Below are 25,095 nucleotides of genomic sequence, written 5' to 3'. Positions count from 1 at the left end.
AAGCCGTCCGTTCGGCTCCGAGAGGCGGCACGATGAGCTACGTCCCCGTTCCCTACGACCCTGAGCTGGCGGAAGGTCTCGCGGCGTTCCTGGCGGCGGTCGAGAGCGTTCCGCTGCGCGCGGACACCATCCAGCGCAACCGCGAGATCTTCGCCGAGCTCATCCCGCCCATGGAGACGATCGTCGCCGGCCGTCCCGTCGAGTGGTGGGACGTGGACGTGCCCGGCCCCGAGGGCGCTCCCGACGTCACGCTCACGGTCGTCCGTCCCAAGGGCGGCCCCGCGCCCGGCGCGGCGGCCGTGTACGAGATCCACGGCGGCGGGATGATCCTCGGCACCCGCTTCTTCGGCATCGAGGGCCTGATCCAGGCAGCCCTGGAACACGGCATGGTCGGGGTGACGGTCGAGTACCGGCTCGCCCCGGAGAACCCGGCCCCGGCGGCGGCCGAGGACTGCTACGCGGGCTTCGTCTGGACCGCCGGACACGCCGAGGAGCTGGGGTTCGACCCGGGGCGGCTGCTCGTGTCCGGCTTCAGCGCGGGCGGCGGGCTCACCGCGTCCGTCGGCATCATGGCCCGCGACCGGAACGGCCCCGCCGCCGCCGGGCTCTACGTCGGCGCCCCCATGATCGACGACCGGAACTCGACCGTGTCGAGCCTCCAGTACGACGGCATCGGCGCCTGGGACCGCAACAACAACGACACCGCCTGGACCGCCCTGCTCGGCGACCGGCGGGGCGGCCCGGACGTGCTGCCGCACGAGGTCCCGGCGCGGGCGGCCGACCTGTCGGGGCTGCCGCCGGTCTTCATCGAGGTCGGGGCGGCCGAGGTGTTCCGGGACGAGGCGGTCGAGTTCGCCGGCCGCATCTGGGCGACCGGCGGCCAGGCGGAACTGCACGTGTGGGCCGGCGGCCACCACGGCTTCACCGGCACCCCGGGCGCCCGCGTCTCCCGCGCCGCCCAGGAAGCCAAACACTCCTGGCTGCAACGCACCCTGGGCATCTGACCCCACCCGGCCGCCCCTCCCCACAACGAGGAGAACGGCGGCTCGGGCGGCGTGGGCAGCTCACCCCTCCCCCAGCACCCCGGACACCCTTCGCGCGATGGGGCGGCCAGGGGGCTCGGGGGGCAGGGGGCGGTGTGGGTCAGGGGGTGAGGATGCGGCGGAGCCAGGAGAGGCGGGTGGCGAGGGCGGCGCGGGTGATCTCGTGGTCCGGTGCGAAGATGTCGAACCCGTGGAAGGCGCCGTTCCAGATGTGCAGCTCGGCCTGCCCGCCGGCCGCCCAGATCCGCGTGGCGTACGCGACGTCCTCGTCACGGAACAGCTCGGCGGCCCCCGCCTCCACGAACGCGGGCGGCAGCCCCGACAGGTCCGCCGCCCGCGCCGGGGCCGCGTGACAGGGGACGTCGGCGTCCGGGTCGCCGGCCCGCTCGCCGAGCAGTGCCCGCCAGCCCAGCAGGTTCAGGGCGCGCGGCCAGGTGCCGAGGCCGTCGTACTGGTGGCTGGAGACGGTGGTGTTGCGGTCGTCCAGCATCGGGCACAGCAGGAGCTGGCCGGCCAGGCGCGGGCCACCGCGGTCGCGGGCCAGCAGGGCGACCCCGGCCGCCAGGCCGCCGCCGGCGCTGCCGCCCATGACCACCACCCGTCCGGGATCCACGCCGAGCTCGGCGGCGTGCCGCGACATCCAGGCCAGCCCGGCGTAGCAGTCCTCGACCGGCGCCGGGTGGGGGTGCTCGGGGGCCAGGCGGTACTCGACGTTGACGGCGACGACGCCCAGCTCCTCGACGAGCGCGACCAGGCGCGGCGTGTCCATGGCCCGATGGCCGGTGATCATGCCGCCGCCGTGGATGTTGTACAGCCCGGGGACCGGGGCCCGCAGGCGGCGCGGGCGCAGGACCGTGACCTCCAGGTCCGGCGCGCCGGCCGGGCCGGGGACGAGCAGCTCCTCGGCGTCGATCTCGCGGTCGCCGATCACCTCGGCGACCGGCGGCATGGGCATGGCCGCCCCGGCGGCGCGCATCAGCGGGATGGTCTCCAGGGTGGGGGCGGGGCCGTCCGGCCGGGGCATGCCGTCCAGGACCACGGCCAGCGCCGGGTCGAAGGGCACGGGGACGGGGGGCACGGGAGTCGGAGGCACGGGGGTGGGGGGCATGGTTCTCCTGGTCACTGCGGTTCTGCGAAGGCGAGCGCCCGTGCCGGGTTCTCGACCATGATCATGTGGATGGCCTCGGGGCTGACGCCGAGGCGGCGCAGGGCGGGCAGGAAGTGCCGCGGGATGTAGTCGTAGCCCTTGCCGCCGTACCGCTTGAGCTGGATCTTCTGGCACACGTCGTGGCCGAGCACGATCTGGCCCGCGTACCCGCGCTCGACCAGGTCGGCGATGCCGCGCAGCACCTTGTGGTCGCTGCCCAGGACCAGGTGCCCCCACGGGCTGCCCGGCGCGGCCAGGAAGTCGAACTCGACGAAGACGCCGCGGGCCAGCAGCCGCTCGGCGAACTCCGGGCCGGACAGGACGTCCGTGCAGTGGCCCAGGACGACGTTGCCGGGGGCGACGCCCTCCTCCTGGAGGATGTCGAGCACCCGGAACTTCTCCTCGCCGACGCCGCCGACGTGGAAGGTGACGGGCGCGCCGGTGATGCGGGCGGCCCGCCCGGCGGCCCGTACGCTCTTGAGCTCGCCGCCGGTCAGCGGCACCGACTCCGCGCCGACCTCGCCGATGACGCCCGCGCGCACGCCGGTGCCGTCGGCCCCGAGCACGACGTCGCGCACGATGACGTCGGCCAGCTCGTCCACGGTGCGCTCGGACATGTCGGCCGGGTGGAACGCCGGGGTGTACCAGCCGCCGCCCATGACGATGTGCATCCCGGTGGCCCGGGACAGCCGCAGCAGCGCCTCGGGGTCGCGGCCGAGGCCGATGGGCGAGACCTCGACCATGGTGCGCCCGCCGCTGTGGGCGAAGGCGAGGGTCTCGGCGAGCATCTCGTCGAAGTCGCCCAGCAGGTCGTTGTCGGCGTTCGGCCCGCCGTGGCGGGTGCGGGCGAGGTTGGCCAGGGTGAGCGGCTCGGCCGCCGCCGGCGCGTCCTCGCCGGGCCGGCGGGACCGGGCGGGCCTGCGCAGGTCGATGAAGATGTGCTCGTGCATGGACGTCTGCCCGAGCAGCGCCGGGTCCACCGGGCCGGCGACGGTGAGCGCCTGCCCGGCCAGGTCGGGGATGGGGAAGGGGTAGCGGCTCACGAGCCCGCCTCCTCGGTCCGGAGCGTGAGCAGCCGCCTCGGGTTGCGCACGGTGAGGGTCTCGATCAGCTCGTCGTCGGCTCCGAGCATCCTCAGGTACGGCACGAACTGCCGCAGGACGAAGGCGTAACCGCCGCCGCCGTAGGCGAGGAGCTGGGATTTGGCCCGTACGCCCTGCGACAGCAGGAGGCGTCCGGCGTGGCCGCGGCGGGCGAGTTCGAGCACGGCCGCGGCGACGTCCTGGTCGTCGGAGACGCTGAGCGCGGTGGGCAGCCTGCCGAGCTGGTCGAACTGCACGAAGACGCCGCGCCCGAGCAGCGGTTCGAGGTCGTCGGGCCGCGGGGAGAGCGCGTCGCAGTGCCCGACGGCCACTCGCGTGAGGTCCGCGCCCTCCTCGGCGAGCAGGTCGAGGACGCGCTGCTGGACGGCCGGGTCCTCGTTGCGGGCCAGTGAGACGGCGGCGCCGGTGGCCGCCGCCGCGCGGGCCGCGGCGACCAGGAGCGCGCGCTCGGCGGGCACGCCGGGGTCGAGCGCGGCCAGCTCGCCGATGATGCCGGCCCGCACGCCGCGCACGCCCTCGGTGAGGTCGCGGACCAGCTCCTCGGTCAACTCCTCGGCCGGCGCGGCGACGTCCCGGGCCGAGGTCGGCGCGGCGGCGCCCCGGGCCGAGGCCGGTGCGGCGGCGTCCCGGGCGGCGGGGATGGCGGTCCGGGTGGGGTGGTGACGGCCGCAGCCCATGACGACGGTCACGCCGGTCTCTTCGGCGAGCCGGCGCAGCCCGGCCGGGTCGCGGCCGAGCCCGTCGGTCGTCAGGTCCACCACCGTGCCGCCGCCGGCCTCCCGGAACGCGGCCAGCTCGGCGGCGGCCAGGCCCGCGTCGCCGAGCAGCAGGTCGTCCCGGTTGACGGCGCCCATGCCGACCTCGCCGAGCAGGTCCATCGTCAGCGGCGCGCGGTACAGCCACAGGGCGCCGGCCGCCGTGGGACGGGTGCGGCCGGTACGCGCCCAGGACTCGGGCGTGTCGTCGGGCGGGGCGAAGTCGCTCAGCAGGTGCTCGTGCGGCAGGACCGCGCCCAGCGAGGCCGCTGGGACCTCGCCGGTGACGGCCACGACCGTGGCATCGGTGGTGGACACACGAGCAATATAGCCCCAGAGCGTCTACAAGTGTAGATAAAAGCGTCAGGCGACTCCGTCCACCGTCCGGGGGACGCCGAGCGGGTTGGCCTCGCGCAGCTCCGGCGGCAGGAGGGGGTCGGGGGTGTCCTGGAAGCACACCGGGCGCAGCCAGCGCTCGATCGCGGTGCCGCCGACCGAGGTCGAGGTGCTGGTCGAGGCGGGGTACGGCCCGCCGTGCTGCATCGCGGGCGCGACCGACACGCCCGTGGGCCAGCCGTCCACGACGACCCGCCCGGCCAGCCCGGCGAGCCTGGCCACCAGGCCGGCCGCCGCGCCCTCGCGCTCGTCGGCCGCCAGGTGCGCGGTCGCGGTGAGGTTGCCGGGCAGCGCGTCGAGCACGGCGTCCCGCTCGGACTCCGAGCCGTACCGGGCCACGACGGTGACCGGTCCGAAGCACTCCTCCAGCAGCTCGGCGTGGGCGTCGCCGTCCGCGAGCCGCTCGGCCGCCACGGTCAGCACGCCCGGCCGGACGGCCAGCGGCGCGGCGTCGTCCTCGCCCGCGGCCAGCGCCTGCGTGACCCCGGGCAGCTGGGCGCGGGAGCGCACGCCGTCCAGGAAGGCCGCCCGCATGCGCGGGTCGAGCAGCGGTCCGGCGGGCACGGCGGCCGTGACCACGGCGTCGAGCACCGCGTCGCCCGCCGGGCCCGCGGGCAGCAGGACCAGGCCCGGCTTGACGCAGAACTGGCCGAGTCCCTGGGTGTAGGAGGCGGCCAGGCCCGCGCCGATCTCGGCCGCCCTGGTCGCGGCGGCCCGCTCGGTCACCACGACCGGGTTGAGGCTGCCCAGCTCGCCGTGGAACGGGATCGGCCGCGGACGGGCGGCGGCCAGGTCGTGCAGCGCCCGCCCGCCGCGTACCGAGCCGGTGAAGCCGACGGCGGCGGTCAGCGGGTGCCGGACCAGCTCCGGACCCGCCGCGAAGCCGTGGACCAGGCCCACGACGTCGGCCGGCAGACCGGCCTTCTCCGCGGCGGCGCGCAGCGCGCGGGCGGTCAGGACGCTGGTCGCCGGATGGTCCGGATGCGCCTTGACGACGACCGGGCACCCGGCGGCCAGCGCGCTGGCGGTGTCGCCGCCCGGCACGCTGAAGGCCAGCGGGAAGTTGCTCGCCGCGAACACCGCGACCACGCCCAGCGGCACCTTGTAGCGCCGCAGGTCGGGACGGGGGGCCGGGCGGGCGGCCGGGTCGGCGTGGTCGATGATCACGTCCAGGAAGGCGCCCGACTCGGCCACGTCGGCGAAGGCCCGCAGCTGGTAGCAGGTGCGGGCCAGCTCGCCGGTGAGGCGGACCCGGCCGAGCGCGGTCTCCGCGTCGGCGGTCGCGATGATCTCCTCGCCGCCCTCCTCCAGCAGCGCGGCGGCGGTACGCAGCAGGTCGGCGCGTACGGACCGGTCGGCCAGGGCGGGGGCGGCGGCGGCAGCGGCGCGCACGGCGCGGTCCACGTCCCGCGGCGTCGACTCCGCCGCGACGCGCTCGCGGGCCTGTCCGGTACGCGGGTCGACGCTCAGCACGTCACTCACGGTCTCGTCCTCTTTCGTGGTCTTCGGGGGCGTCGTCAGGGGTTTCGGCTGGGGCGTCGGGGTTGTCGTCGGCGAGCGCGGCCAGCTCGCCCAGGGACACCGGGGCCGCCAGGCTCCGGGTGGACAGCGGGCGCAGGTCGCCGGCCGTGCTCTCGCGGCGGCTCAGGCAGGCCGCGACGCCGGCGGTGGCGAACCCGCACACCCGTCCCTGGCACCAGCCCATGCCCGGCCTGGCCAGCATCTTCAGCGTGCGCGGGTCGCCCGCGCCCAGCTCGTCGTGGGCGCGGCGCAGGTCGCCGTAGGAGACCTCCTCGCAGCGGCAGACCAGCGTCTCGTCCCGCAGCCAGGACGTCCAGGCGCGCGGCACGGGGTAGGTCCGGTGCATGGCCGCGGCGAAGCGCCGCCCGCGGGCGATCGACCGGCGCAACCGGCCCATGAGCGCCGGGTCGGCCCGGCGGCCCAGCGTACGGGCCAGGGCGAGGGCGCTCAGCCGGCCCTCCTGCCGGGCCAGGACCGCGCCGCCGACGCCGGTCGCCTCGCCCGCGACGTACAGGCCGGGGACGCCGGTGCGCTGGAAGGCGTCCACGGTCACGACCAGCGAGCCGTCGACGTCCTTCCTGCTGTCGGCGCCGAGCATGAGCGGCAGTTCGAGGGACGGCGTGAACCCCCAGCCGAGCGCGACGAGGTCGGCGGGGATCTCGCGGGCCGGCCCGGCCGGGCGGCCGTCGCGGCCGAGCCGGGCCAGCCGGACGGCCTCGACCCGGTCCTCGCCCAGGATCTCGGTGACCACGGTCCCGGTGCGGTACGGCACGCGGTGGCGGGCCATCAGCGCGGCGTACCGCAGCGCCTCCAGCCCCTTGGCCGGCACGGACGCGGCGCCGCGCAGGTCGCGCAGCCAGCCGAGCGTGGCGTTGGCCTCGGCGACCGCCGCCACCCTGGCCCCGGCCGCGGCCAGGCCGGTGGCGACCGGCAGCAGGAACGGCCCGGTCCCGGCGACGACCGCGCGGCGGCCCGCGAGCGTGCGCTGCCCCTTGAGCAGGGCCTGCACTCCCCCGGCGGCCATCACGCCGGGCAGGTCCCAGCCGGGGACGGGCAGCTGCCGGTCGTAGCCGCCGGGGCACAGGATCAGCGCGCGGGCGGTCACCGTCGTGCCGGACGCCCCCTCCTCGGGGACGGTGGGCGTCGTGCGCAGCGTGAACGTGCCCGCGCCGTCGCGGGTCGCCAGCCAGACCTGGTGGCCGGGCAGGTAGCGGACCCGTCCGGCGGCGGTCAGAGGGCGCAGCCGGTCGCGCAGCCGGGTGAAGACCGGCCAGTCGTGGTGGCCGGCGGCGTCCTCGGGGCGGGCGTGGCGTTCGTCGTAGTGCCGCCAGAACTGGCCGCCCGGCTGGCGGGCGCCGTCCACGAGGGCCACGTCCAGCCCGGCCTCGGCGGCCTCGACGGCGGCGGCCAGCCCCGCAGGGCCCGCGCCGACCACGGCGACGTCGTGCGTCTCACGCATGACGACCTCCCTGCTCGCCGTCCGCCGGGGCGTCGTCGCCGAGCCGCATGCCGTCGCGCGCCGGGACCAGGCAGGCGCGCAGGTCCGGGACGCCGTCGACGGTGATGAGGCAGTCGAAGCAGACGCCGATGCCGCAGAACAGGCCACGCGGCCGGCCCGCGCCGCGGGTGGTGCGCCAGTCGAGGATGCCGGCCGCGACCAGGGCCGCCCCGACGCTCTGGCCGGGCTCGGCGGGGACGCTCACGCCACGGAAGGTCATCTGGTGGGTCATCGGGGCCTTTCCTCGGTCGTCGCGGGCCCGGTGCCGGGAAAGTGGTCGGGGGCGGGGAAGCGGTCGGGGGCGGGGAAGCGGTCGGGGGCGGGGAAGCGGTCGGGGGCGAACGGCTTGAGGTCGAGGTCCGGGGCGTGGCCGGTGAGCGCCTGGGCGACGAGCTTGCCGGTGCCCGCGGACAGTCCGATGCCCGCGCCCTCGTGCCCGCAGGCGTGCCACAAGCCGGGCGCGCGCGGGTCGGGCCCGATCACCGGCAGATGGTCCGGGCAGTAGGGCCGGAAGCCCAGGTACGTGCGCATGGCCCGGACGTCCCGCAACATCGGGAACAGCGCGATCGCCTTGGCCGCCAGCGCGCCGGCCGCCCGCGGGGAGAACGTGCGGTCGAAGCCGACGCGCTCCCGGGAAGCGCCGATGAGGATCGTGCCGCTGCCGGTGCCCTCCACGACGGGCGAGGTCTGCAGGGCGGCGTCGGAGCTGGCCACGTCCCCGACGTACTCGGCGGCGTAGACCTTGTGGCGGATCGTCCGGGGCGGCATGGGCTGGGTGACCAGCACGAACCCGCGCCTGGGCAGGACGGGCACGTGCACCCCGGCCAGGGCGGCGACGTCGCCGGCCCACGTGCCGGTCGCGTTGAGCACCGCCCCGGCGGGCAGGTCGCCGGCCGTGGTGCGCACGCCGGTCACCCGGCTCCCGTCGCGCAGGAAGCCGGTGACGCCGGTGCCGGTGCGCACCTCGGCGCCGTGCGCGCGGGCCAGCCGCAGCAGGTGGGCGACCACCAGCATGGGCTGGACCTGGGCGTCCTGTGGGTAGAAGGCGGCTCCGGCGAGACCGGGCGCGAGGTGCGGCTCGTAGTCGCGCAGCTCCTCCGCCGCCACGTCGCGCACCTCGACGCCGTGGCGGCGCTGGTGCTCGCCCAGCTCGCGCAGCGAGGCCAGGCCCGGCCCGGACGCCGCGACGACCAGCCCGCCCTTGGCCTCGAACTCCCACAGCCCGGCGTGCTCGGCCAGGTCCTCGCGCCACACCCGCTGCGAGTAGAGCGCGAGGTCCAGCTCGGGCCCGGCCTCCTTGTCGGACACGAGCAGGTTGCCCTCGCCCGCGCTGGAGGTGCCCCCGGCGATGGCGCCGCGCTCGACGACCACCACGCGCAGCCCGGCCAGCGCGGCGAAGTACGCGCCGGCCGCGCCCACCACGCCGGCGCCGACCACGACGAGGTCGGCGCTCACGGCGTGCCCTTCGCGCCGCCCGCCCGGCGGCTCACAGCAGGAACCCCGCCGGGAAGGGATCGGTCGGGTCGAGGTGGAACTGCGAGGTGCCGGTGACCCAGGCGCGGCCGGTGATCGAGGGCAGCACGGCGGGCAGCGGGCCGACCGTGGTCTCGCCGAGCAGCCGCCCGGTGAAGCGGGTGCCGATGAAGGACTCGTTGACGAAGTCGTCGCCGAGGGCCAGCTCGCCCCTGGCGTGGAACTGGGCCATGCGGGCGCTGGTGCCGGTGCCGCACGGCGAACGGTCGAACCAGCCGGGGTGGATGGCCATGGCGTGCCTGGACAGCTGCGCCGTCGAGCCGGGGGCGGCCAGGTAGACGTGGTGGCAGCCGTTGATGTCGGGCCGCTCGGGGTGGACCGGGCGGTCGTGCTCGTTGACGGCGTCCATGATCGCGAGCCCGGCCGACAGCAGGTCGCCGGCGCGGCCCCGGTCGAAGGGCAGTCCCAGCTCGGCCAGCTCGACGAAGGCGTAGAAGTTGCCGCCGAAGGCCAGGTCGTAGCCGATCTCCCCGAAGCCGGGCACCTCGACCTTGCGGTCCAGCGCGTACGCGAACGAGGGCACGTTCTGGATGGTCACCGAGGTCGCCGCGCCGTCCTCGACCGCCACGGACGCCACCACGAGCCCGGCCGGCGTGTCGAGCCGGATCGTGGTGACCGGCTCGACCACGGGCACCATCCCGGTCTCCACCAGGACGGTCGCCACGCCGATCGTGCCGTGGCCGCACATCGGCAGCAGCCCGGAGACCTCGATGAACAGCACGCCGTAGTCGGCGTCGGGCCGGGTGGGCGGCTGGAGGATCGCCCCGCTCATCGCGGCGTGGCCGCGCGGCTCGTACATGAGCAGCGTGCGCACGTCGTCGCTGTTCTCCATGAACCACAGCCGGCGCTCGGCCATGGTCGCCCCCGGGATGGCGCCGACGCCGCCGACGATCACGCGGGTGGGCATGCCCTCGGTGTGGGAGTCGACGGCGTGGAAGGTGCGACGTGATCTCACTTGTAGCCCTTTTCCAGGACGGCCTCGGTGTCGGCGGTGATGCGGGCGACCAGCTCGGGCGCGAGCGGCAGGCGCGGCGGACGGCAGGCGCCGCCCCTGCGCCCGGCCAGGTCCATGGACAGCTTGATCGACTGCACGAACTCGGGCTTGGAGTCCCAGCGCAGCAGCGGGTGCAGGTCGCGGTAGACGCGCAGCGCCTCGGGCAGGTCGGCGGGGTCACCCGAGGTGGCCAGCCGGTACAGGCGGGTCGTGGACTGCGGGATCATGTTCGGGTACCCGGCGATCCAGCCGACGGCCCCGGCCAGGCCCAGCTCCAGCAGCACGTCGTCGGCCCCGATGAGCAGGTCCAGCTCCGGCGCCAGCTCGGCGATCTCGTACGCCCTGCGCACGTCCCCGGTGAACTCCTTGACGCCGACGATCAGGCCCTCGTGGTACAGCTCGGCCAGCAGGGCGGGGGTCAGGTCGACCTTGGTGTCGAACGGGTTGTTGTAGGCCACGACCGGCAGCCCGGCCTTGGCGACCTCCCGGTAGTGGGCGACGACGGCCTCGCGCGGGGCCCGGTAGGCGTTCGGCGGCAGCAGCAGCACGGACGTGGCCCCCGCCTCGGCGGCCTGCTCGGCCCACCGGCGGGCCTCCATGGAGCCGTACGCGGCCACGCCCGGCATGACGCCGAACCCGGGCGGCGCGGCCTGGACGGCCGTCTCGACGACGCGGGCCCGCTCCTGCGGCGTGAGCGTCTGGTACTCGCCCAGCGAGCCGTTGGGCGTCACACCGTCACAGCCGCCTTCGGCCAGGAAGCGCACGTGCTCGGCGAACCCGTCGTAGTCCACGGAGAGGTCGTCGGCGAAGGGCAGGGCCGTCGCGACGTGGATGCCGCGCCACGGCGTGGCGGAGGTGGTCATGCTGAGGTCTCCTCACATGGGGATATTCGAGAGATTATGCGGTGCAATGTCACAGCGACTACCTACCCGGCGGCCATCCACTTCTCCAGGCCGTCGGCGTCCAGGGGCAGCGCGGCCGACAACACGTCGGCGCCCTGCCCGGTGACCACCAGGTCGTCCTCGATCCGGACGCCGATCCCGCGCAGCTCCGGCGGGACGGTGAGGTCGTGCGGGTGGAAGTACAGGCCGGGCTCCACGGTGAGCGCCATGCCGGGGGCCATGACGGCGTCCTGGTAGGACTCCTGGCTCGCCCGGCCGCAGTCGTGCACGTCCAGGCCGAGGTGGTGGCCGACGCCGCAGACCAGGTAGCGGCGGTGGTGCTGGCCGGCGTCGGACAGCGCCTCGTCCACCGAGACCGGCAGCAGGCCCCAGTCGGCCAGGCCGTGCGCGACGACCTCCATGGCGGCGTGGTGGAAGTCGCTGAAGCGGCGGCCGGGCGCGACGGCGGCGAGCGCGGCCCGGTGGGCCCGTTCGACCAGGTCGTGCACCTGCCGCTGGGCCGGGGTGAAGCGGCCGGAGACGGGGAAGGTGCGGGTGACGTCGGCGGTGTAGCAGCTCTCCGCCTCGACGCCGAGGTCGAGCAGGAGCAGCTCGCCGGGGGTGACCGGGCCGTCGCAGCGCACCCAGTGCAGGGTGGGCGCGTGCGGGCCGGAGCCCACGATGGAGGGGTAGCCGGGGCCGTTGCCGTAGGCGCGGGCGTACCGGTCGAAGGTGCCCTGGAGCCACCGCTCGCCGCGCCCGGCCACGGCGACGGGGATCTCCCGGACGACGGCGGCGAACCCCTCGACGGTGCGGTCCACCGCCTCGCGCAGCTGGCCGAGCTCCCAGTCGTCCTTGTACATGCGCAGCTCGGCGAGGACCCGGGCGGCCTCCTGGTCGTCCGTCACCTCGGTGGTCAGCTCGGCCAGCGGCTTGACCGGGACGCCCAGCGCCTTCGCCCAGTCGTCCAGGCCGGGCGCGGCGCCCACCCACAGCTCGCCGTACCTGGAGTCGGTGAAGAACGCCGGGTCGCCGGGGACGGCGGGCGGTGGCACGTAGAGGGTGGCCTCGGCGCCCTCCAGCACGACGACGGCGTTCTCGATCTGGCAGCCGGTCAGCCAGACGAAGTCGCTGCCGGCACGGAAGTCGTAGGCCATGTCGTTGCTGCGGATCGGGGCCTGCCCCGCGGCCAGCACGACTTTCCGGCCGGGCAGCGCCTCGGCCAGCCGCGCCCGGTGGGCGGCGGCGGCCTCGGCCGCGCCGGGCACCACGCGCGGCGTGCGGTCGGGGGTGCCCCAGCCGGTGTTCATGTACGCGGCGAACGCGGGGATCTCGGACAGCCTCGGGGGCCTGCCGTCACGCACCGGGGATCACTCCTTCCATAGGGCTCAGTAATGTGTGGCATTGCACTGAACACTAGGACGACAGGAAGCCGCCGCCAAGAGGTGACCAGAAAAATCCGCATATCGTGACAAAGGCTCGGTTACTCTGCGGAAGCCACGCGATCATCACGCACACGGAGCCCCCGCGGCGGAACGAGCGCGGCGGGACGAGAGACGGGAAGAACGATGACCTCTTGGATCCTCATCGTCGTCGGCGTGCTGCTGGCCCTGGTGGGCGGGCTCTGGGCGCTCCAGGGACTGGGCGTGGTGGGCGGCAGCGTGATGACCGGCGACACCGCCTGGGCGGTCATCGGGCCGGTGGTCCTGCTGGTGGGCGTCGCCGTCGTGGTGATCGGCCTGCGCCTGCGGCGTTCGCCGTCCCGCTGAGCAAGGCGATCCGGCCTGGGGAAGCATGAAGCCGGCTGCGATCCGGGCGGCCGTCCGGTCAGGGAGGGTTCTGTCGCAAATGGCCTAGAATCCGACAGATGTCCCCCGCCTCCGCCCGGCTGGCCTGGCTGGACGCCCTGCGGGGGCCCGCCGCGCTGGCCGTCACCGCGCACCACGCGGGCTGGTCCTTCGTCCCCGCCGCGTGGGCGGTCGTGGACCGCAGGATCGACCTCGGCACGTGGGGCGTCTTCGTGTTCTTCCTGGTCAGCGGCTACATCATCCCGGCGTCCCTGGAACGGCGCGGCGACCTGCGCGCCTTCTGGACCGGGCGGGCCTTCCGCCTGCTGCCGCTGCTGCTCGCCGCCCTCGGCCTGGCGTTCCTGCTCGCCCTCGGGGGCCTGGTCCCGCTGGATCCGCGCCTCGGCGAACGTCCCGCGCCCCTGGTCGCGCTCGGCAACCTGACGATGCTGCAGGAGCTGGTCAACCTGCCGCCCGTCATCGGCGTGACCTGGACGCTGTCGTACGAGATGGCGTTCTACCTGATCAGCGTGGCGCTGTTCGCGACCGGCCAGGCCCGCAGGTCGGCGGGGATCGCCGTCGCGCTGGCGGCGCTGGCCGTGCCGGCGGGGCTGCTGCTGCCGGGCGCGTCGATCAACGGCGGGGCCGACCTGACCGCCGCGCTGCTCGTCCTCGCGGTCGTGGCGGCGATCGCGGTCACCGTCCTCGGGGACGGCCGGGCCCGTACGGCGGCCGCCGCGGCGGGCGGGCTGCTCGGGCTGGCGCTGGTGGTCCTGGGCAGCCGGGCCGGCACCTGGCAGGGCGTGATCATCCTGGCCGCCATGTTCGCCGGGACCGCGGTGCACCGCGCCGAGCAGGGCGTGATCTCCTGGCGGACCGCCGGGCTCGCCTGCCTGGCGGTGGTGGCCTGCGGCGTCCCCGCCAAGGACGACCCGGGATGGGCGCCCGCGCTCGTGCTCGCGTTCGCGGTGTTCGGGGTGGGGCTGGCGCTGCGCCACAGGGCGTTCCCGCGCGTGCTGACCCGGCTCGGCGTGATCAGCTTCTCCGTCTACCTGCTGCATCCCCTGCTGCTGCGCCTGCTGCCGAACCTGGTGCTGTACTACCTGGTCCTGATCCCGCTGTGCCTGGTGACGTACCACGTGATCGAGGCCCCGGCCCAGCGGCTCGGCCGCCGGCTGAGCGGGTCGCGCGCCGCCGTCCAGAAGCAGGGACCGACCGTCAGGAAGTAGCGACCGACGCCGCGGGCGGGCACCCCCCAGCCCCCGCCCGCGCGTCCGGTGCCGCGAGCGGGTCCCGCTCGCGGAGGTGGCCGCCGCCGTCAGGCGACCACGAGTGACTGCGCCCTGAACTCCCTTCCGGCCACGATCTCCGAGACGAACCCGTCGGGTCCGACGGGACGGTCGCCGATCAGCGTGACCCGGTGCAGCCTGCGCGGCACGTCGAGGTGGTCGAGGTCGGACGGGGCGAGATGGGCGGTGGCGCGGTTGTCCCAGAAGGCGACGCTGCCGGGCTGCCAGCGGAACCGCACGGTGTACTCGGGCCGGGTGAGCTGCTCGTACAGCAGGTCGAGGATGCGGCGGCTCTCCACGGCCGACAGGCCCACGATGTGGTCGGTGAAGCCGGGGTTGACGAACAACGCCCGCTCACCGGTCTCCGGATGCACCCGCACCACCGGGTGCACGGAGATCAGCAGGTTGTCGTTGATGCGCTTGACCAGCTTGCCGTCCTCCTCGGCGGCCTGGTAGCCGGCCAGGAAGCGGTGTTCGGCGCGCAGGCCGTCCACCAGGTCGCGCAGCGGCGCGGACAGGCCCTCGTAGGCGGCCACCAGGTTCGTCCACTGGGTGTCGCCGCCGAACTCCGGCACGGTCTCGGCCCGCAGGATCGAGGCGGCGGGCGGGTTGACGGCGGCGGTGACGTCGGTGTGCCAGCCGGAGAAGTAGGAGTAGCGCCTGCGCTGGTAGAGCTCGCGGTAGTTGACGCCGTAACGCTTCTCGTACCGGCGTGGGTCGATGGTCAGGATCTGCGGGAACTCCTCGGGCGGCGCGTCCTCGTGCGGGTGGGCGTGGGTCAGCTCGCCGAACTGGCGGGCGAAGGCGATCTGCGCGGCGTGGTCGAGCTCCTGCCCGCGGAAGAACACGACTTTGTACGCGAGCAGCGCCTGGCGGATCTCCTCGACCACGGACGGATCGAGCGGGTGGGCCAGATCGACGCCGGTGATCTCGGCGCCGATGTGCCCGGCGACCCGCCGGACGGTGAGCACGCTGGTGGGTGTCGACATGGTGGGGCCACTCCTCTGAGCTTCGGGGAAGGTCTGGGGGAAGGACGCTCGGGCGTCCGAGGAGAGCGGGGACCCGGAGGTCACCGCACGGCACAGAGCGCGCTCGCCTGCCGCCGGAGGTCGACGTGGAGGCGGCCCACCAGAAGGCTCTTCACGCCTCTGATCCTGCGCGAAATTTCCCACAAAAGCAATAGGTAATGCATGAAAGGTGGTCAGCTCCTGCCGGGGCCGCCGTCCGTCACCGTGACCCGGCCCGAGTACGCCGAGGTGCCGTCCGGGTTGAGCTGGAGGATCGGGATCTCCTTGGTCTGGCGGGCGCCGCCCTCGACGATCCTGATCGGGCCGCTGGCGCCCTCGACCGACACCGTGCCGCTGGTCAGCATGTTGGCCATGTCCTGCGGCGAGGGCACGTCCGGCTCGCGGGCGAACGCCTTGGCCGTCTCCAGGGCCACGAACATGGCGTCGTGGTGCATGATGGCCATGCCGTCGTCGAGGCTCTCGTGCGGGAACATGCGCCGGAAGCTGTCGGGGTCGTCGCCCTCGAACCTGGCCCGGATCGCCGTGAGCACCCCGCCGCCGGGCAGCGCGAGGCTCGCCGGGTGGGCCAGGGCCGTGTAGAAGAGCCGGATCCGGGTGTCCCCCCACATGCCGAGGTCGACCTTGCGGTTCATCTCGCTGGCGTCGTCGCCGGTGACCACGGTGACGCCGGGCCGGACGCACCGCTCGCGCTGGCTGAGCGCCTGCATCAGCGCGGGCAGCTGCTCGCTGCGCCCGGCGTACAGGACGGTGTTCGCGCCCGAGTTGCAGACGCGCTCGGCGATGACGTCGAGCACGGTGCCGGAGAACCTGGTCGAGGAGTCGAAGGACAGCTCCATCACGCGTTCCCGGCCGGCCAGCGAGCCGGTGTAGAACCGGGCGAGGGTCTTGACGTAGCTGTCGGCCGGGTTGAGGTCCTTGATCACGACCGCCTTGAGCCCGGGGTTGACCTTCCTGGCGTGCACCACCCCGGCCTGGGCCTGCTCGCTGTTCAGGGCCGCGACGCGGGCCAGGCCGGGGAAGCCGGTGAGCTCGTCGGAGGTGATGACCGCCGAGACCATCGCGTACCGGCTCGCGCTCAGGCTCGCGACCGTCCTGCGGGTCGCGCCGGTGCTGGCGCCCAGCCCGGTCACGGCCACGATGTGCTCCTGGGCGGTCCGGTCCCGGACGGCCTCGACCGTCGCCTCCCAGTCCTGCGGCCCGTCGCTGGCGACCAGCACCCGCACGTACGGCGGCGAGGACGGCTGCCGGTTGCGCCACACCTGCGCCAGGTGGACGCCCTCCAGTCCGTGCCTGATGCTCTCCCGGTTCAGGGCGATGTCGGTGAGGGAGCCGGTCATCGGGAACATCGCGACGACGGTCACAAAGTCGTCCGGGTGCTCCTTCTCCACCGCGGCGTTCTCGGCGGCGATGCGGCTCATGACCGGCGCCAGGTCGGGGCCGAAGGCGTCGCTGTCGTCGGTGAGCCGCGACGTCCTGACGTAGAGCCCGAGGACGACGACGGCCGCCACCACCAGCGCCCCCGCCAGCGCCCTGCGCAGCAGGACGCGGTTGCGGCGGCCCGCCGCCCACTGCGCACCGACCTCCGCCGGCGCCGGATCGCCCGCCCCGGCCGCGCCGAGGTCACCGTCGTCGCTCATACCTGTCGGCCTCCCGTAACAAGATCGCCGGACTGGTGGCCGACCGCCTGGCCAGGTCCCGCAGCCCGCGTGCGACCTGCTCGGCCCGGCTCCCGGACGGGTCGAGCAGCGGGTCGAGCCAGAACCAGCGGTCCACGACCAGGGCCCTGACCACGACGAGCCAGTCCCCGCGCTCGTGCGGGACGGCGGTCGCCACCAGCGAGTCGTACAGCTCGTCCAGGGGGGTGACCAGCGGCAGCCGGTTGGGGGCGGTGGTCACCTCGTTGAAGCCGGCCAGCCATTCCGGCAGGCGGCTGCGGCCGTCCTCGCGCACGTCGAGCCGGTCGAAGAGCCGGTGCAGGTGCTCGGCGACGTGGGTCAGATGGCCTTCGGGGTCGTCCCGGCCGACGCGGGCCAGGCGGTGGTGCAGGCTGCGCGGGTTCTCCTCGCCGCCGGGGCCGAGGTGGAAACGTTCCAGGTCCCCGTGCACATCGTCCCAGCGGCCGGTGACGGCGAGCCGGTGCAGCAGCAGCCGCCGCAGCCACGGGTGGATCACGGTGACCTGGGGGCCGCGCGCCCCCTCGTAGCGGCCGTGCGGGTCCCGCTCCTCCGGACGGCGGTCGAGCCAGAGCAGGTCGGCCAGCTCGTTGCGCAGGTTCGGCGTCCGGCCGGCCCGCTTGAGCAGGGCGCTCTCGGCGTCGTCCACGTTCCTGGCCGCCGCCCAGTCGGTGAGCTCGTCCAGGTGGGCCAGGTGCAGCCGGTCGGGCCAGCGCAGCAGGTCCTCGCCGCACACGACGGCGCGGAAGGCGTCGTCGTCCTGGGCCGTGGCGGCGAGCCTGCCCAGACGCCGGGTCACGGCCGGATGGCCGCCGGTCAGCTCCCGGACGGCCGAGGCGTAGGCGCGCGACCTGTCGGCCTCCAGCGGCGGCATCAGCACCGGGTACCACCACGGCTGCTCCCGGGCGTCGTAGCCGGCCCGCCAGTCGCGGTAGCTCGCCTCCGCCAGCGTGGGCGGGTGGGCCGCGCCGGGCACGACCGTGCCGGGGCGCGCCCACGAGCCGCCCATCGGCAGCCACTCCTTCGACTCCGCCACCACCAGCAGCGGGTCGGCGCCCTTGGCCGGGCCGAGCGCCCTGAGCAGCGCGCGGCCCGCCGCGGTCTCGGCCCCCTCCAGCAGCAGCAGGCAGCTGCGGGCGTGGCGGTGGCTCTTGGACCAGGAGTCGGTGAGGTCGGCGACGAGGGCCCGGCACAGGATCGCCCCGGCGGACCCGGACGGGTCGCCGCCGTGGCCGTCCCGCCGCCTGGCCAGGTCGATCACGTTGCCGTTGGCCATCTGGGCGGCCAGCCACGTCCTGCCCTTGTCGTTGAGCAGCCTGACCACGCGGCGGCGCTGGCCCCGCGCGGCGTACTGGAGCACCGAGGTGAGCGCGGCCAGCGGCTCAGCTCCTGGGATGCGGCCGAGCAGGTCGCGCAGCAGGGACAGGGCGTCGGACAGCCGCTCGGGGTCGCCGCCGTCCACGAGGTCGTCCAGTTCGCCGGCCAGCTCGTTGTCGGAGCGGTCCCGCGGGTCCAGGGCCAGCACGTGCAGCGCGAAGACCACCCGGGGCAGCCGGACGCTGGAGGTCTCCATCAGGTCGTGGGCGATGCGCTCGACGGTCTTGACCACCGGCGCGTCGCGCAGCCCCGGCAGCCGGAAGTCCACCCGCACCCGGGGCGACTCGGGCCTGGTGACGCTCCTCCAGACGCGGGTCAGGCACACCTCGCGGTCGGTGCCGTCGGGGCCGAGCAGCACGATGACCGGGAGCCGGTCGCCGCTCCCGAGCGGGAGGCACTCCTTCGTCACCAGGCGAAGGTGCGCGTCGTTGAACGAATCCGCCATCGCAGCAACCTGCTCGGTCGTCGTCAGCCGGTGCGTGCCCGAGTGAGCTCTGGGTGAGCCCTGGGTGAGCCCTGGGTGAGCATCGCCCCGCGGACGCTCGTTTCCATCATAGAAACGAGGTACCGGGCGGCGACGGAAAAATCCGGATGAATCCGGAGCCTCCGGTCGGCGCCGGAGGCTCCGGGCCGGGGTCAGGAGTGCGGGCGCTCGTCCACCACCTGCAGCACCTTGCCGGTACGCGGGTGCGTCACCAGCTCGGACGGCCGCACCCATTCGACGGTCAGCGGGTGCACCAGCCCCTCGGCCACGGACTTCGGGTAGAGCGGCTTGGCCGCGTACACGGCGTCCACGAGCCGCTGGGTCAGGCCGGGCGGCGGCTCCTGCGTGCTGGCCAGCCGGAGCAGCAGGCCGTCCTTGCCGTCCCAGCGGCGCTGGACCATCTGCATCGCCGACATCGCCCGGTCCGGGTCGGCGGCGACCAGCACGGCCCGGACGGCCTCGCTGGACATCGCCACCGTCTCCACCCTGGCCCCCTCCGACGTCCTGCCGACCAGCCGGAAGGCCCGGCATTCCGCGTCGGTCCACTCCCCCAGGTCGCCGACCGGGTAGCGGATGACCGGCATCAGCGTCCTGAACAGGTTGGTGACGACCACCCGCCCGCGCACGCCGGGCGTGGTGACCGGGTCGCCGGTCACCTCGTCGAGCAGCTCCACCAGGGTGCGGTCGGGGAACGCCGCGTGCACCCGCACGTCCGTGCCCGCCACGGGGCCGCCGATCAGCCCGGCGTCCACGGAGGCGTAGCCGAGCGAGGCGATCGCCGCGCCGGGGAAGGCCTTGGCGAGCTGCGGACGCAGGTCGTCGAAGAGCAGGTCGCCGGCGAACAGCAGCAGCTCCACGGTGTCCGCGCCGCGCCCGCGCGCGATCACCGCCTCGGCCACCTTGCCGAGCTTCATCGGCGGCCCCGCCAGCACGTGCACGCCGAACAGCTCGATCAGGTCGGCGATGTAGCCGTCCTCGGCGTGGCAGGCGATGGGCAGGCGCACGTTCTCCACGGGGGCGTTGTGCAGGGCGTGCTCGATGTAGAGGAAGCCGCCGTACATCTCGCCGGCGGAGAACAGGTTCGCCACCCGGTGTCCGGGCCGCAGGCCCGCCTGCACCATGCCGGCGCCGAACGCGGTCACCGAGTCGGCGTGCTCGGAGCGCGTCCAGGGGGAGAACTTGGGCGCCCCGGTGGTGCCGCCGGAGGCGTAGACGCCGGCGTCGGTCAGGGGGCCGGTCAGCAGCCTGTTGTCCGGGTAGGTGTTGGCGGCCCAGAAGGCGTTCTGGTCGATGATCGGCAGCGCGGTGAGGTCGTCCACGCCGTCGGGCAGGTCCCGGTAGAGCTCGGCGTAGAACGGCGAGTGCCGACGGGCGAAGTCGATCAGGTCACGCAGGGACTTGGCGGGCATGTGTCACTCCTTGGTCGTCGATGCTCAGATCCGGCTGTGGGCGAGGCTCGGGACCCGCGCCAGCACCCGGCGGCGGTAGAACCACCAGTTGGTGGCCAGGAAGACGGCGTAGGCGCCGATGAACACCTGGAGTGCGGGCGCGACGGAACCCGTCCCGGCAAGCGAGACGGCGAAGCCGCGGGGGATGAGGAACCCGCCGAACGCGCCGACCGCGGAGGCTATGCCGATGGCCGCCGCGGCCTCGCGCCTGGCCCGCAGCCGCTCGTCCGGAGACCCGTGCCGGGCCTGCGCGGTGAAGATGGCCGGGATCATCCGGTACGTGGACCCGTTCCCCGCCCCCGAGGCGACGAACAGCAGCAGGAACGCGCCCAGGAAGAGCGGGAAGCTGTGCCGGCCGAGCGCGGCGAGCGCGGCCACGGCCCCGGCGGCCATGGCGACGAACGACCACGAGGTGACCTTGGCCCCGCCGTACCGGTCGGCCAGCCAGCCGCCGACCGGCCGCGCCAGCGACCCGGCCAGCGGTCCGAGGAAGGCCAGGTACGGCGAGGCGGACTCGGCGAACGCCGACCGGGCGACCAGCGGGAACGCCGCCGAGTAACCGATGAACGAGCCGAAGGTGCCGATGTACAGGAAGGACATGACCCAGGTGTGCGGACGCAGGAACGCCCTGCCCTGGGTGCCGAAGCCGGTCCTGGCGACGGCCAGGTTGTCCATGAACAGGTACGCGCACAGCGCGGCGGCCACGACGAGCGGCATCCACACCAGCCCGGCGTACGCCAGGCCGCCCGCCGCCACCAGGGGGATCAGCAGTTGCACGACCGCCACGCCCAGGTTCCCGCCGGCCGCGTTCACGCCCAGCGCGAACCCCTTGCGCCGCTCCGGGTAGAAGTAGGAGACGTTGGCCATGGAGGAGGCGAAGTTGCCGCCGCCGAGCCCGGCCGTGGCGGCGGCGGCCAGGAACATCCAGTAGGGCCTGGCCGGATCGGTGACCAGCCAGGCCAGCAGCCCCGTCGGCGCCAGGAGCAGCAGGGCGCTGGCCACGTTCCAGTTGCGCCCGCCGAAGGCCGAGACGGCGAAGGTGTAGGGCAGCCGCAGCGTGCTGCCGACCAGGTTCGGCACCGCGACCAGCCAGAAGAGCTGGTCGACGGTGAACGGGAAGCCCGCCTTCGGCAGCAGGACGACCACGGCGCTCCACAGCAGCCACACCGCGAAGCCGAGATGCTCGACGAAGATGGAGAAGATCAGGTTTCTGGTGGCGACGCGGCGTCCGACGGCCGCCCAGAACCCCGGGTCCTCGGGTTCCCAGTGCTCGATCCAGCGTCCGGTCCGCCGGTTCATGAGGTCTTCCCTTCGTTGATGGGACGGCCGGCGACCACGACGCCGTGGCCGCGGAACTCGGCGACGATCTCGCCGGCCGGGCGGCGCACGGTGACGTCGTAGACTCCGTGCCGACCGTGTCTTGCCCGTTCCGTGGCCTCGGCCACCAGCACGTCGCCGGCCGCGGCCGGGCGCAGGAACGTCACCTGGGCGCTGTGGGCCAGCATGACCGGGCCGCGGCTGTTGCAGGCGTGGTCGAAGGCGGCGTCGGCGAGCAGGAACAGGTAGCCGCCGTGGGCGACGCCGTGCCCGTTCACCATGTCCTCGGTGACGCGCATGCGCAGCCGGGCCCGGCCGCCGGCGGCCTCCTCCAGCGCGATGCCGAGCGCCCGGCAGGCCGGATCGGGGCCGGTCGCGGGGTCGGTCGCGGGGTCGGTCGCGGGGTCGGTCGCGGGGTCGGTCGCAGGGTCGGTCGCAGGGTCGGTCGCAGGGCCTTTTGCGGGGTCGGGCGCGGGGGCGGTCATGGGGTGGCTCCGAGCCAGGTCCTGGCCATGGCCTGGACGGCCGAGCCGTCGGGGTCGGCGAGCTTGCCGGCCACGTACCGCGACACCCAGGGCCCGGTCGGGATGCGGAAGGGCGGGTCGGCGGCGGTCAGCGCGGCCACGATCACGTCGGCCACCTGCCAGGAGGTCTGGCCGGCGCCCTCCCAGCCGGGGCCGCACACCCAGTCGAGGTAGGCGTCGAAGGCCGGGGCGTACGGGCCGGAGGCGGCCCGGATGGTCTTCCGGTTGATGTCCGGAAAAATCCCGAACCGGGTGTCGGAGACGAAGCCGGGCACCACCACGCTCACCCGTACGCCGTGCGCGGCCGCGACCGGCGCCAGGCTCTCCATGAACCCCTCGACCGCCGCCTTCGCCGCCGCGTACGCCTCGTTGAACGGCTGGCCCACGACTCCGTGCACGCTGCCGACCGTCACCAGCCGCCCTCCGGCGGCCCGCAGCAGCGGCATCGCCACCCGGCTCACCTCGATCACCCCGAAGAAGTTGACCTCGAAGTTGGCGCGCAGCGCCTCCGGCGTGGACATCTCCATCGTGGGGTCGAAGTTCGACACGCCCGCGTTGTTGACCAGCGCGTCCAGCCCTCCGTACGTCTCGCGCACGCCCTTCACGCACGCCCGCGCCGAGGCGGGGTCGGTGACGTCGAGCTGGCGGACGTCCAGGGTGACGCCGGCCCGGTCGGCCGCCGCGCGCAGGTCGCCGTCGCGTCCGAGGTCGCGCATGGTGGCCACCACCGTCAGCCCGGCCCGTGCGGCGGTCACCGCGGTGGCCAGCCCGATCCCCGACGAGGTCCCGGTGATCAGCACAGTCGTCATGACGCGCTCCCCGCCAGGTGCGCCCGCGGCTCGGCCCGGTCCATGTGGGCCTGGATCCCCGAGGCGGGCAGGAACGAGAACGCCGCCAGCAGCGTGCCGCCGGCCATGACGGCCTGCGCCGCGCCGAGCACGCCCAGCGCGGGCGTCAGCAGGGTGACCGCCGACCCGCCCGCGAGCGCGGCCAGCGGGATCACCCCCCAGGTCGCCGTGCGGAACGCGGCGTGCATGACGCCCTGGTTCTCGGCGGCCATCCGCGACTGCCGGATCGGCGCGCTGCACACGTTGATGCACGACATGAAGAAGCCGTAGCAGCCGAACGTCACGCCGATCACCGCCGCGGCGGGCAGCGCGGGCGCGGCCAGCACGCCGAGGCCGACCAGGCAGTGCAGCAGCAGCGCCCAGGCCATGGTCCGGCCGAGGCCGAGCCGGTCGCTGATCTTCGGGGCGGCCAGCGCGCCGAGCACCGCGCCGACGGCCGCCGCCGACATCGCCGCGCCGAACACGCCCACCGAGACGCCGAGCCCCTGGTAGGCCAGCACCGGCAGGACCGTGACGAAGACCGGCCCGCCCGAGTTGAGCACCACCGCGGCCAGCACCACCCGGCGCAGCACCGGGTCGGCCCAGTTCAGCCGGAAGCCGAGCATCAGCCGCGAGCGCACCGGCACCCGCTCCCCGGTCGTGACGCCCCACGGCTTCATGGCCCGCAGGCAGGCCGCCGAGACCAGGTAGCTGGCCGCGTCCACGAGCAGCGAGGCGACGCCGAGCAGGTGGTACAGGCCCGCCGCGATCGACGGCCCGGCCACCTCCGACACCGTGCTGCTGCCCTCCAGCCGGGAGTACGCCCGCACCAGCCGGTCCTGCGGCACGGTCGTCGGCACGGCGACGAGGTAGCCGATGTTGAAGAAGATGGTCGCGCCGCTGATCAGCGCCACGCACACGAACAGCACCGGCGTCGAGAGCACCCCGCACCAGTACGCGACCGGGATGACCCCCACCGCCACCAGCCGGACGAGGTCGCACACGACCATGGTCAGCCGCTTGTCCCACCGGTCCACGAGCACCCCGGCGATCGGCCCGAGCAGCGGGATGCCCAGGTACTGGGCCATGGCCACGATGCCGACCTCCAGCGCGGAGGCGTGCAACACGAAGATCATCAGCGTCGGCACGACGAACACGGTGATCCGGTCGCCGAGCAGGCTCACCGTCTGGCCGCTCCAGTAGAGGCCGAACTCCCGGCCGAGCGACCCCGGCATCCTCACTGCTCCTCCCGCACGACGAAGGAGGAGGTCTTGCCGGTGCGGTCGTTGCCGATCAGCGCGTCCACCGTCCGGACGCGGAAGGAGCCGGGGTCGTGCTGGAAGGCCGTGCTGAGGGTGAAGGTGGCGGCCAGGAGGTCGTGGCGCAGCCGTTCGGGCAGGCCGGGCGGGGTCTCGGGGCCGGTCAGCAGCAGCACGTCCACGCCGGAGACCCGGCCCTGCCGCTCGGTGATCAGGACCTGGGCGCGCAGCACGCCGGGCTCGCGCTCGGCCTGGGCGACGACGTCGTCCACGTGCAGGCCGAGGCCGCGCACCTGGACGACCGAGTCGCGGCGGCCCAGGACGCGCAGCGCCCTGCCGTCCCGGCCGCACGGGCAGGAGACGAGGCGGCCGGCGTCGCCGGTGCGGTAACGCAGCACCGGGTTGAGCATGTCGGGGTTGAGCGTGGTGAAGTCCAGCAGCTCGTCGGCGTCGCTGTGCACGAGCTGGTCGGGCAGCGGGTGGAAGACGTCGGCCGGGCAGTCCGGGGTGTTGGTGGCGGCGACCCAGGTCTCGGTGCTGCCGAACATGCCCCAGCGGCGGGCGTCCGGGGCGACCTCGGCCAGGTCCTCGTCGAGCTGGGGATGCCAGGCCTCGCCCAGCCAGAGCACCTTGCGCAGCGCGGGCAGGCGCAGGCCGGCCGCGCGGGCGTGGGCGAACCACAGCCGCAGGACGCTGGGCGTGCCGCCGAACGCGGTCACCTTCCGGTCGGCGAAGAAGCCGAGCCAGTCGCCGTACTCCTCCTTGCCGACCGAGCCCAGGGCGATGACCCGGCAGCCGGACAGGTCGGCGAAGGCGGCGGCCAGGAAGTGGGCGCCCCACATGCGGCCGGCGCCCCAGGCGTTGACGAAGACGTCGTCCGGTTCGAGCGGCTGCCAGTGGCGGTGCACGCCGTCCATGTAGAAGCCGGTGGGGGCGTAGCCGACCTTGGGCGCGCCGGTGCTGCCGCCGCTCTGGAAGAGCCAGGTCGCGCCCTGTCCGGCCTTGGGCTCCAGGTGCGCGAGCGCGACGTTGAGGTCGTCCTTGACCAGCGGCGGCAGGGCGGCCAGGTCCTCCAGCGTGAGCACCTTCTCGTGGCCCTCGTAGCGCGGCGCGAGCGCGGGCACGCTCCTCAGCCGCTCCAGCGAGCGCCTCGGGACGCGCAGCAGCGGCTCGGCCGCCGCGGACGTCAGCGAGAACGATTCGGTCATGGT

At 74.5% G+C, this 25,095-nt stretch carries 23 protein-coding genes; 3 read left to right on the top strand and 20 right to left on the bottom strand.

Annotated features, from left to right (window positions below):
• Nucleotides 1–32: 32 nt before the first annotated feature.
• Nucleotides 33–1,004 (top strand): alpha/beta hydrolase, encoded by a 972-nt coding sequence (locus ACFYUV_RS28775; protein ID WP_387673183.1) that lies wholly within the window; start codon nt 33–35, stop codon nt 1,002–1,004.
• Between the two features lie 139 nt (nt 1,005–1,143).
• Here ACFYUV_RS28775 and ACFYUV_RS28770 read toward each other — a convergent pair whose 3' ends face one another.
• From ACFYUV_RS28770 to ACFYUV_RS28725, 10 genes are all read right to left on the bottom strand, one after another.
• Nucleotides 1,144–2,151, bottom strand: coding sequence for an alpha/beta hydrolase (locus tag ACFYUV_RS28770; protein ID WP_387673179.1), 1,008 nt, complete (start codon nt 2,149–2,151; stop codon nt 1,144–1,146).
• Between the two features lie 11 nt (nt 2,152–2,162).
• Nucleotides 2,163–3,233 carry a phosphotriesterase gene (locus ACFYUV_RS28765; RefSeq protein ID WP_387673176.1) on the bottom strand — a complete coding sequence of 357 codons (1,071 nt, stop codon included), beginning with the start codon at nt 3,231–3,233 and terminating at the stop codon, nt 2,163–2,165.
• A complete protein-coding gene (locus ACFYUV_RS28760; RefSeq protein ID WP_387673173.1) occupies nt 3,230–4,366 on the bottom strand; it encodes a phosphotriesterase in 1,137 nt (378 codons plus the stop codon). The genes ACFYUV_RS28765 and ACFYUV_RS28760 overlap by 4 nt, the downstream gene beginning before the upstream one ends.
• Nucleotides 4,367–4,411: 45 nt before the next feature.
• Entirely contained in the window at nt 4,412–5,926 is a 1,515-nt protein-coding gene (locus ACFYUV_RS28755; protein WP_387673171.1) for an aldehyde dehydrogenase (NADP(+)), read from the bottom strand.
• A complete protein-coding gene (locus ACFYUV_RS28750; RefSeq protein ID WP_387673168.1) occupies nt 5,919–7,424 on the bottom strand; it encodes an NAD(P)/FAD-dependent oxidoreductase in 1,506 nt (501 codons plus the stop codon). The genes ACFYUV_RS28755 and ACFYUV_RS28750 overlap by 8 nt, the downstream gene beginning before the upstream one ends.
• A complete protein-coding gene (locus tag ACFYUV_RS28745) occupies nt 7,417–7,695 on the bottom strand; it encodes a (2Fe-2S)-binding protein (RefSeq protein WP_387673166.1) in 279 nt (92 codons plus the stop codon). Before ACFYUV_RS28745 ends, ACFYUV_RS28750 begins: the two co-directional genes overlap by 8 nt.
• A complete protein-coding gene (locus tag ACFYUV_RS28740; protein ID WP_387673164.1) occupies nt 7,692–8,918 on the bottom strand; it encodes an NAD(P)/FAD-dependent oxidoreductase in 1,227 nt (408 codons plus the stop codon). The genes ACFYUV_RS28745 and ACFYUV_RS28740 overlap by 4 nt, the downstream gene beginning before the upstream one ends.
• 31 nt (nt 8,919–8,949) lie before the next feature.
• A complete protein-coding gene (locus ACFYUV_RS28735; RefSeq protein ID WP_387673161.1) occupies nt 8,950–9,951 on the bottom strand; it encodes a proline racemase family protein in 1,002 nt (333 codons plus the stop codon).
• A complete protein-coding gene (locus tag ACFYUV_RS28730; RefSeq protein WP_358292699.1) occupies nt 9,948–10,853 on the bottom strand; it encodes a dihydrodipicolinate synthase family protein in 906 nt (301 codons plus the stop codon). The genes ACFYUV_RS28735 and ACFYUV_RS28730 overlap by 4 nt, the downstream gene beginning before the upstream one ends.
• Nucleotides 10,854–10,915: 62 nt before the next feature.
• Nucleotides 10,916–12,235, bottom strand: coding sequence for an aminopeptidase P family protein (locus tag ACFYUV_RS28725; RefSeq protein ID WP_387673158.1), 1,320 nt, complete (start codon nt 12,233–12,235; stop codon nt 10,916–10,918).
• A 204-nt stretch (nt 12,236–12,439) separates the two neighbouring features.
• Between ACFYUV_RS28725 and ACFYUV_RS28720 the strand changes: the two genes are divergently transcribed.
• Both ACFYUV_RS28720 and ACFYUV_RS28715 read left to right on the top strand, forming a co-directional pair.
• Nucleotides 12,440–12,640, top strand: a complete 201-nt coding sequence (locus ACFYUV_RS28720) for a hypothetical protein (protein WP_352329981.1) — start codon at nt 12,440–12,442, stop codon at nt 12,638–12,640.
• A gap of 98 nt (nt 12,641–12,738) precedes the next feature.
• Entirely contained in the window at nt 12,739–13,887 is a 1,149-nt protein-coding gene (locus tag ACFYUV_RS28715; RefSeq protein ID WP_387673156.1) for an acyltransferase family protein, read from the top strand.
• 89 nt (nt 13,888–13,976) lie between these two features.
• On the opposite strand, the gene ACFYUV_RS28710 is transcribed toward ACFYUV_RS28715, so the two are convergent.
• From ACFYUV_RS28710 to ACFYUV_RS28665, 10 genes are all read right to left on the bottom strand, one after another.
• The gene (locus tag ACFYUV_RS28710; RefSeq protein ID WP_387673153.1) at nt 13,977–14,936 is read right to left on the bottom strand and encodes a TauD/TfdA dioxygenase family protein; all 960 of its coding nucleotides are present in this window, start codon (nt 14,934–14,936) and stop codon (nt 13,977–13,979) included.
• Nucleotides 14,937–15,016: 80 nt separating this feature from the next.
• Nucleotides 15,017–15,139 (bottom strand): putative leader peptide, encoded by a 123-nt coding sequence (locus ACFYUV_RS28705; RefSeq protein ID WP_387673150.1) that lies wholly within the window; start codon nt 15,137–15,139, stop codon nt 15,017–15,019.
• Nucleotides 15,140–15,148: 9 nt separating this feature from the next.
• Nucleotides 15,149–16,612, bottom strand: coding sequence for a hypothetical protein (locus ACFYUV_RS28700; protein ID WP_387673147.1), 1,464 nt, complete (start codon nt 16,610–16,612; stop codon nt 15,149–15,151).
• A complete protein-coding gene (locus tag ACFYUV_RS28695) occupies nt 16,596–18,470 on the bottom strand; it encodes a hypothetical protein (RefSeq protein WP_387673144.1) in 1,875 nt (624 codons plus the stop codon). The genes ACFYUV_RS28700 and ACFYUV_RS28695 overlap by 17 nt, the downstream gene beginning before the upstream one ends.
• Nucleotides 18,471–18,661: 191 nt before the next feature.
• On the bottom strand, nt 18,662–19,918 hold the full coding sequence (locus ACFYUV_RS28690; RefSeq protein WP_387673142.1) for a phenylacetate--CoA ligase family protein: 1,257 nt from the start codon (nt 19,916–19,918) through the stop codon (nt 18,662–18,664).
• 24 nt (nt 19,919–19,942) lie between these two features.
• Entirely contained in the window at nt 19,943–21,256 is a 1,314-nt protein-coding gene (locus ACFYUV_RS28685; protein ID WP_387673139.1) for an MFS transporter, read from the bottom strand.
• Nucleotides 21,253–21,759, bottom strand: coding sequence for a hydroxyphenylacetyl-CoA thioesterase PaaI (paaI, locus tag ACFYUV_RS28680; RefSeq protein WP_387673136.1), 507 nt, complete (start codon nt 21,757–21,759; stop codon nt 21,253–21,255). The genes ACFYUV_RS28685 and paaI overlap by 4 nt, the downstream gene beginning before the upstream one ends.
• On the bottom strand, nt 21,756–22,607 hold the full coding sequence (locus tag ACFYUV_RS28675) for an SDR family NAD(P)-dependent oxidoreductase (protein WP_387673133.1): 852 nt from the start codon (nt 22,605–22,607) through the stop codon (nt 21,756–21,758). The genes paaI and ACFYUV_RS28675 overlap by 4 nt, the downstream gene beginning before the upstream one ends.
• Nucleotides 22,604–23,860 (bottom strand): MFS transporter, encoded by a 1,257-nt coding sequence (locus tag ACFYUV_RS28670; protein ID WP_387673130.1) that lies wholly within the window; start codon nt 23,858–23,860, stop codon nt 22,604–22,606. The genes ACFYUV_RS28675 and ACFYUV_RS28670 overlap by 4 nt, the downstream gene beginning before the upstream one ends.
• A 2-nt stretch (nt 23,861–23,862) precedes the next feature.
• Entirely contained in the window at nt 23,863–25,092 is a 1,230-nt protein-coding gene (locus ACFYUV_RS28665; protein ID WP_387673127.1) for a phenylacetate--CoA ligase family protein, read from the bottom strand.
• Nucleotides 25,093–25,095: the final 3 nt, after the last annotated feature.

This window comes from Nonomuraea sp. NPDC003560 (assembly GCF_042878785.1).
Taxonomy (GTDB): domain Bacteria; phylum Actinomycetota; class Actinomycetes; order Streptosporangiales; family Streptosporangiaceae; genus Nonomuraea.
This window is presented reverse-complemented; position numbering and strand designations above follow the sequence as displayed.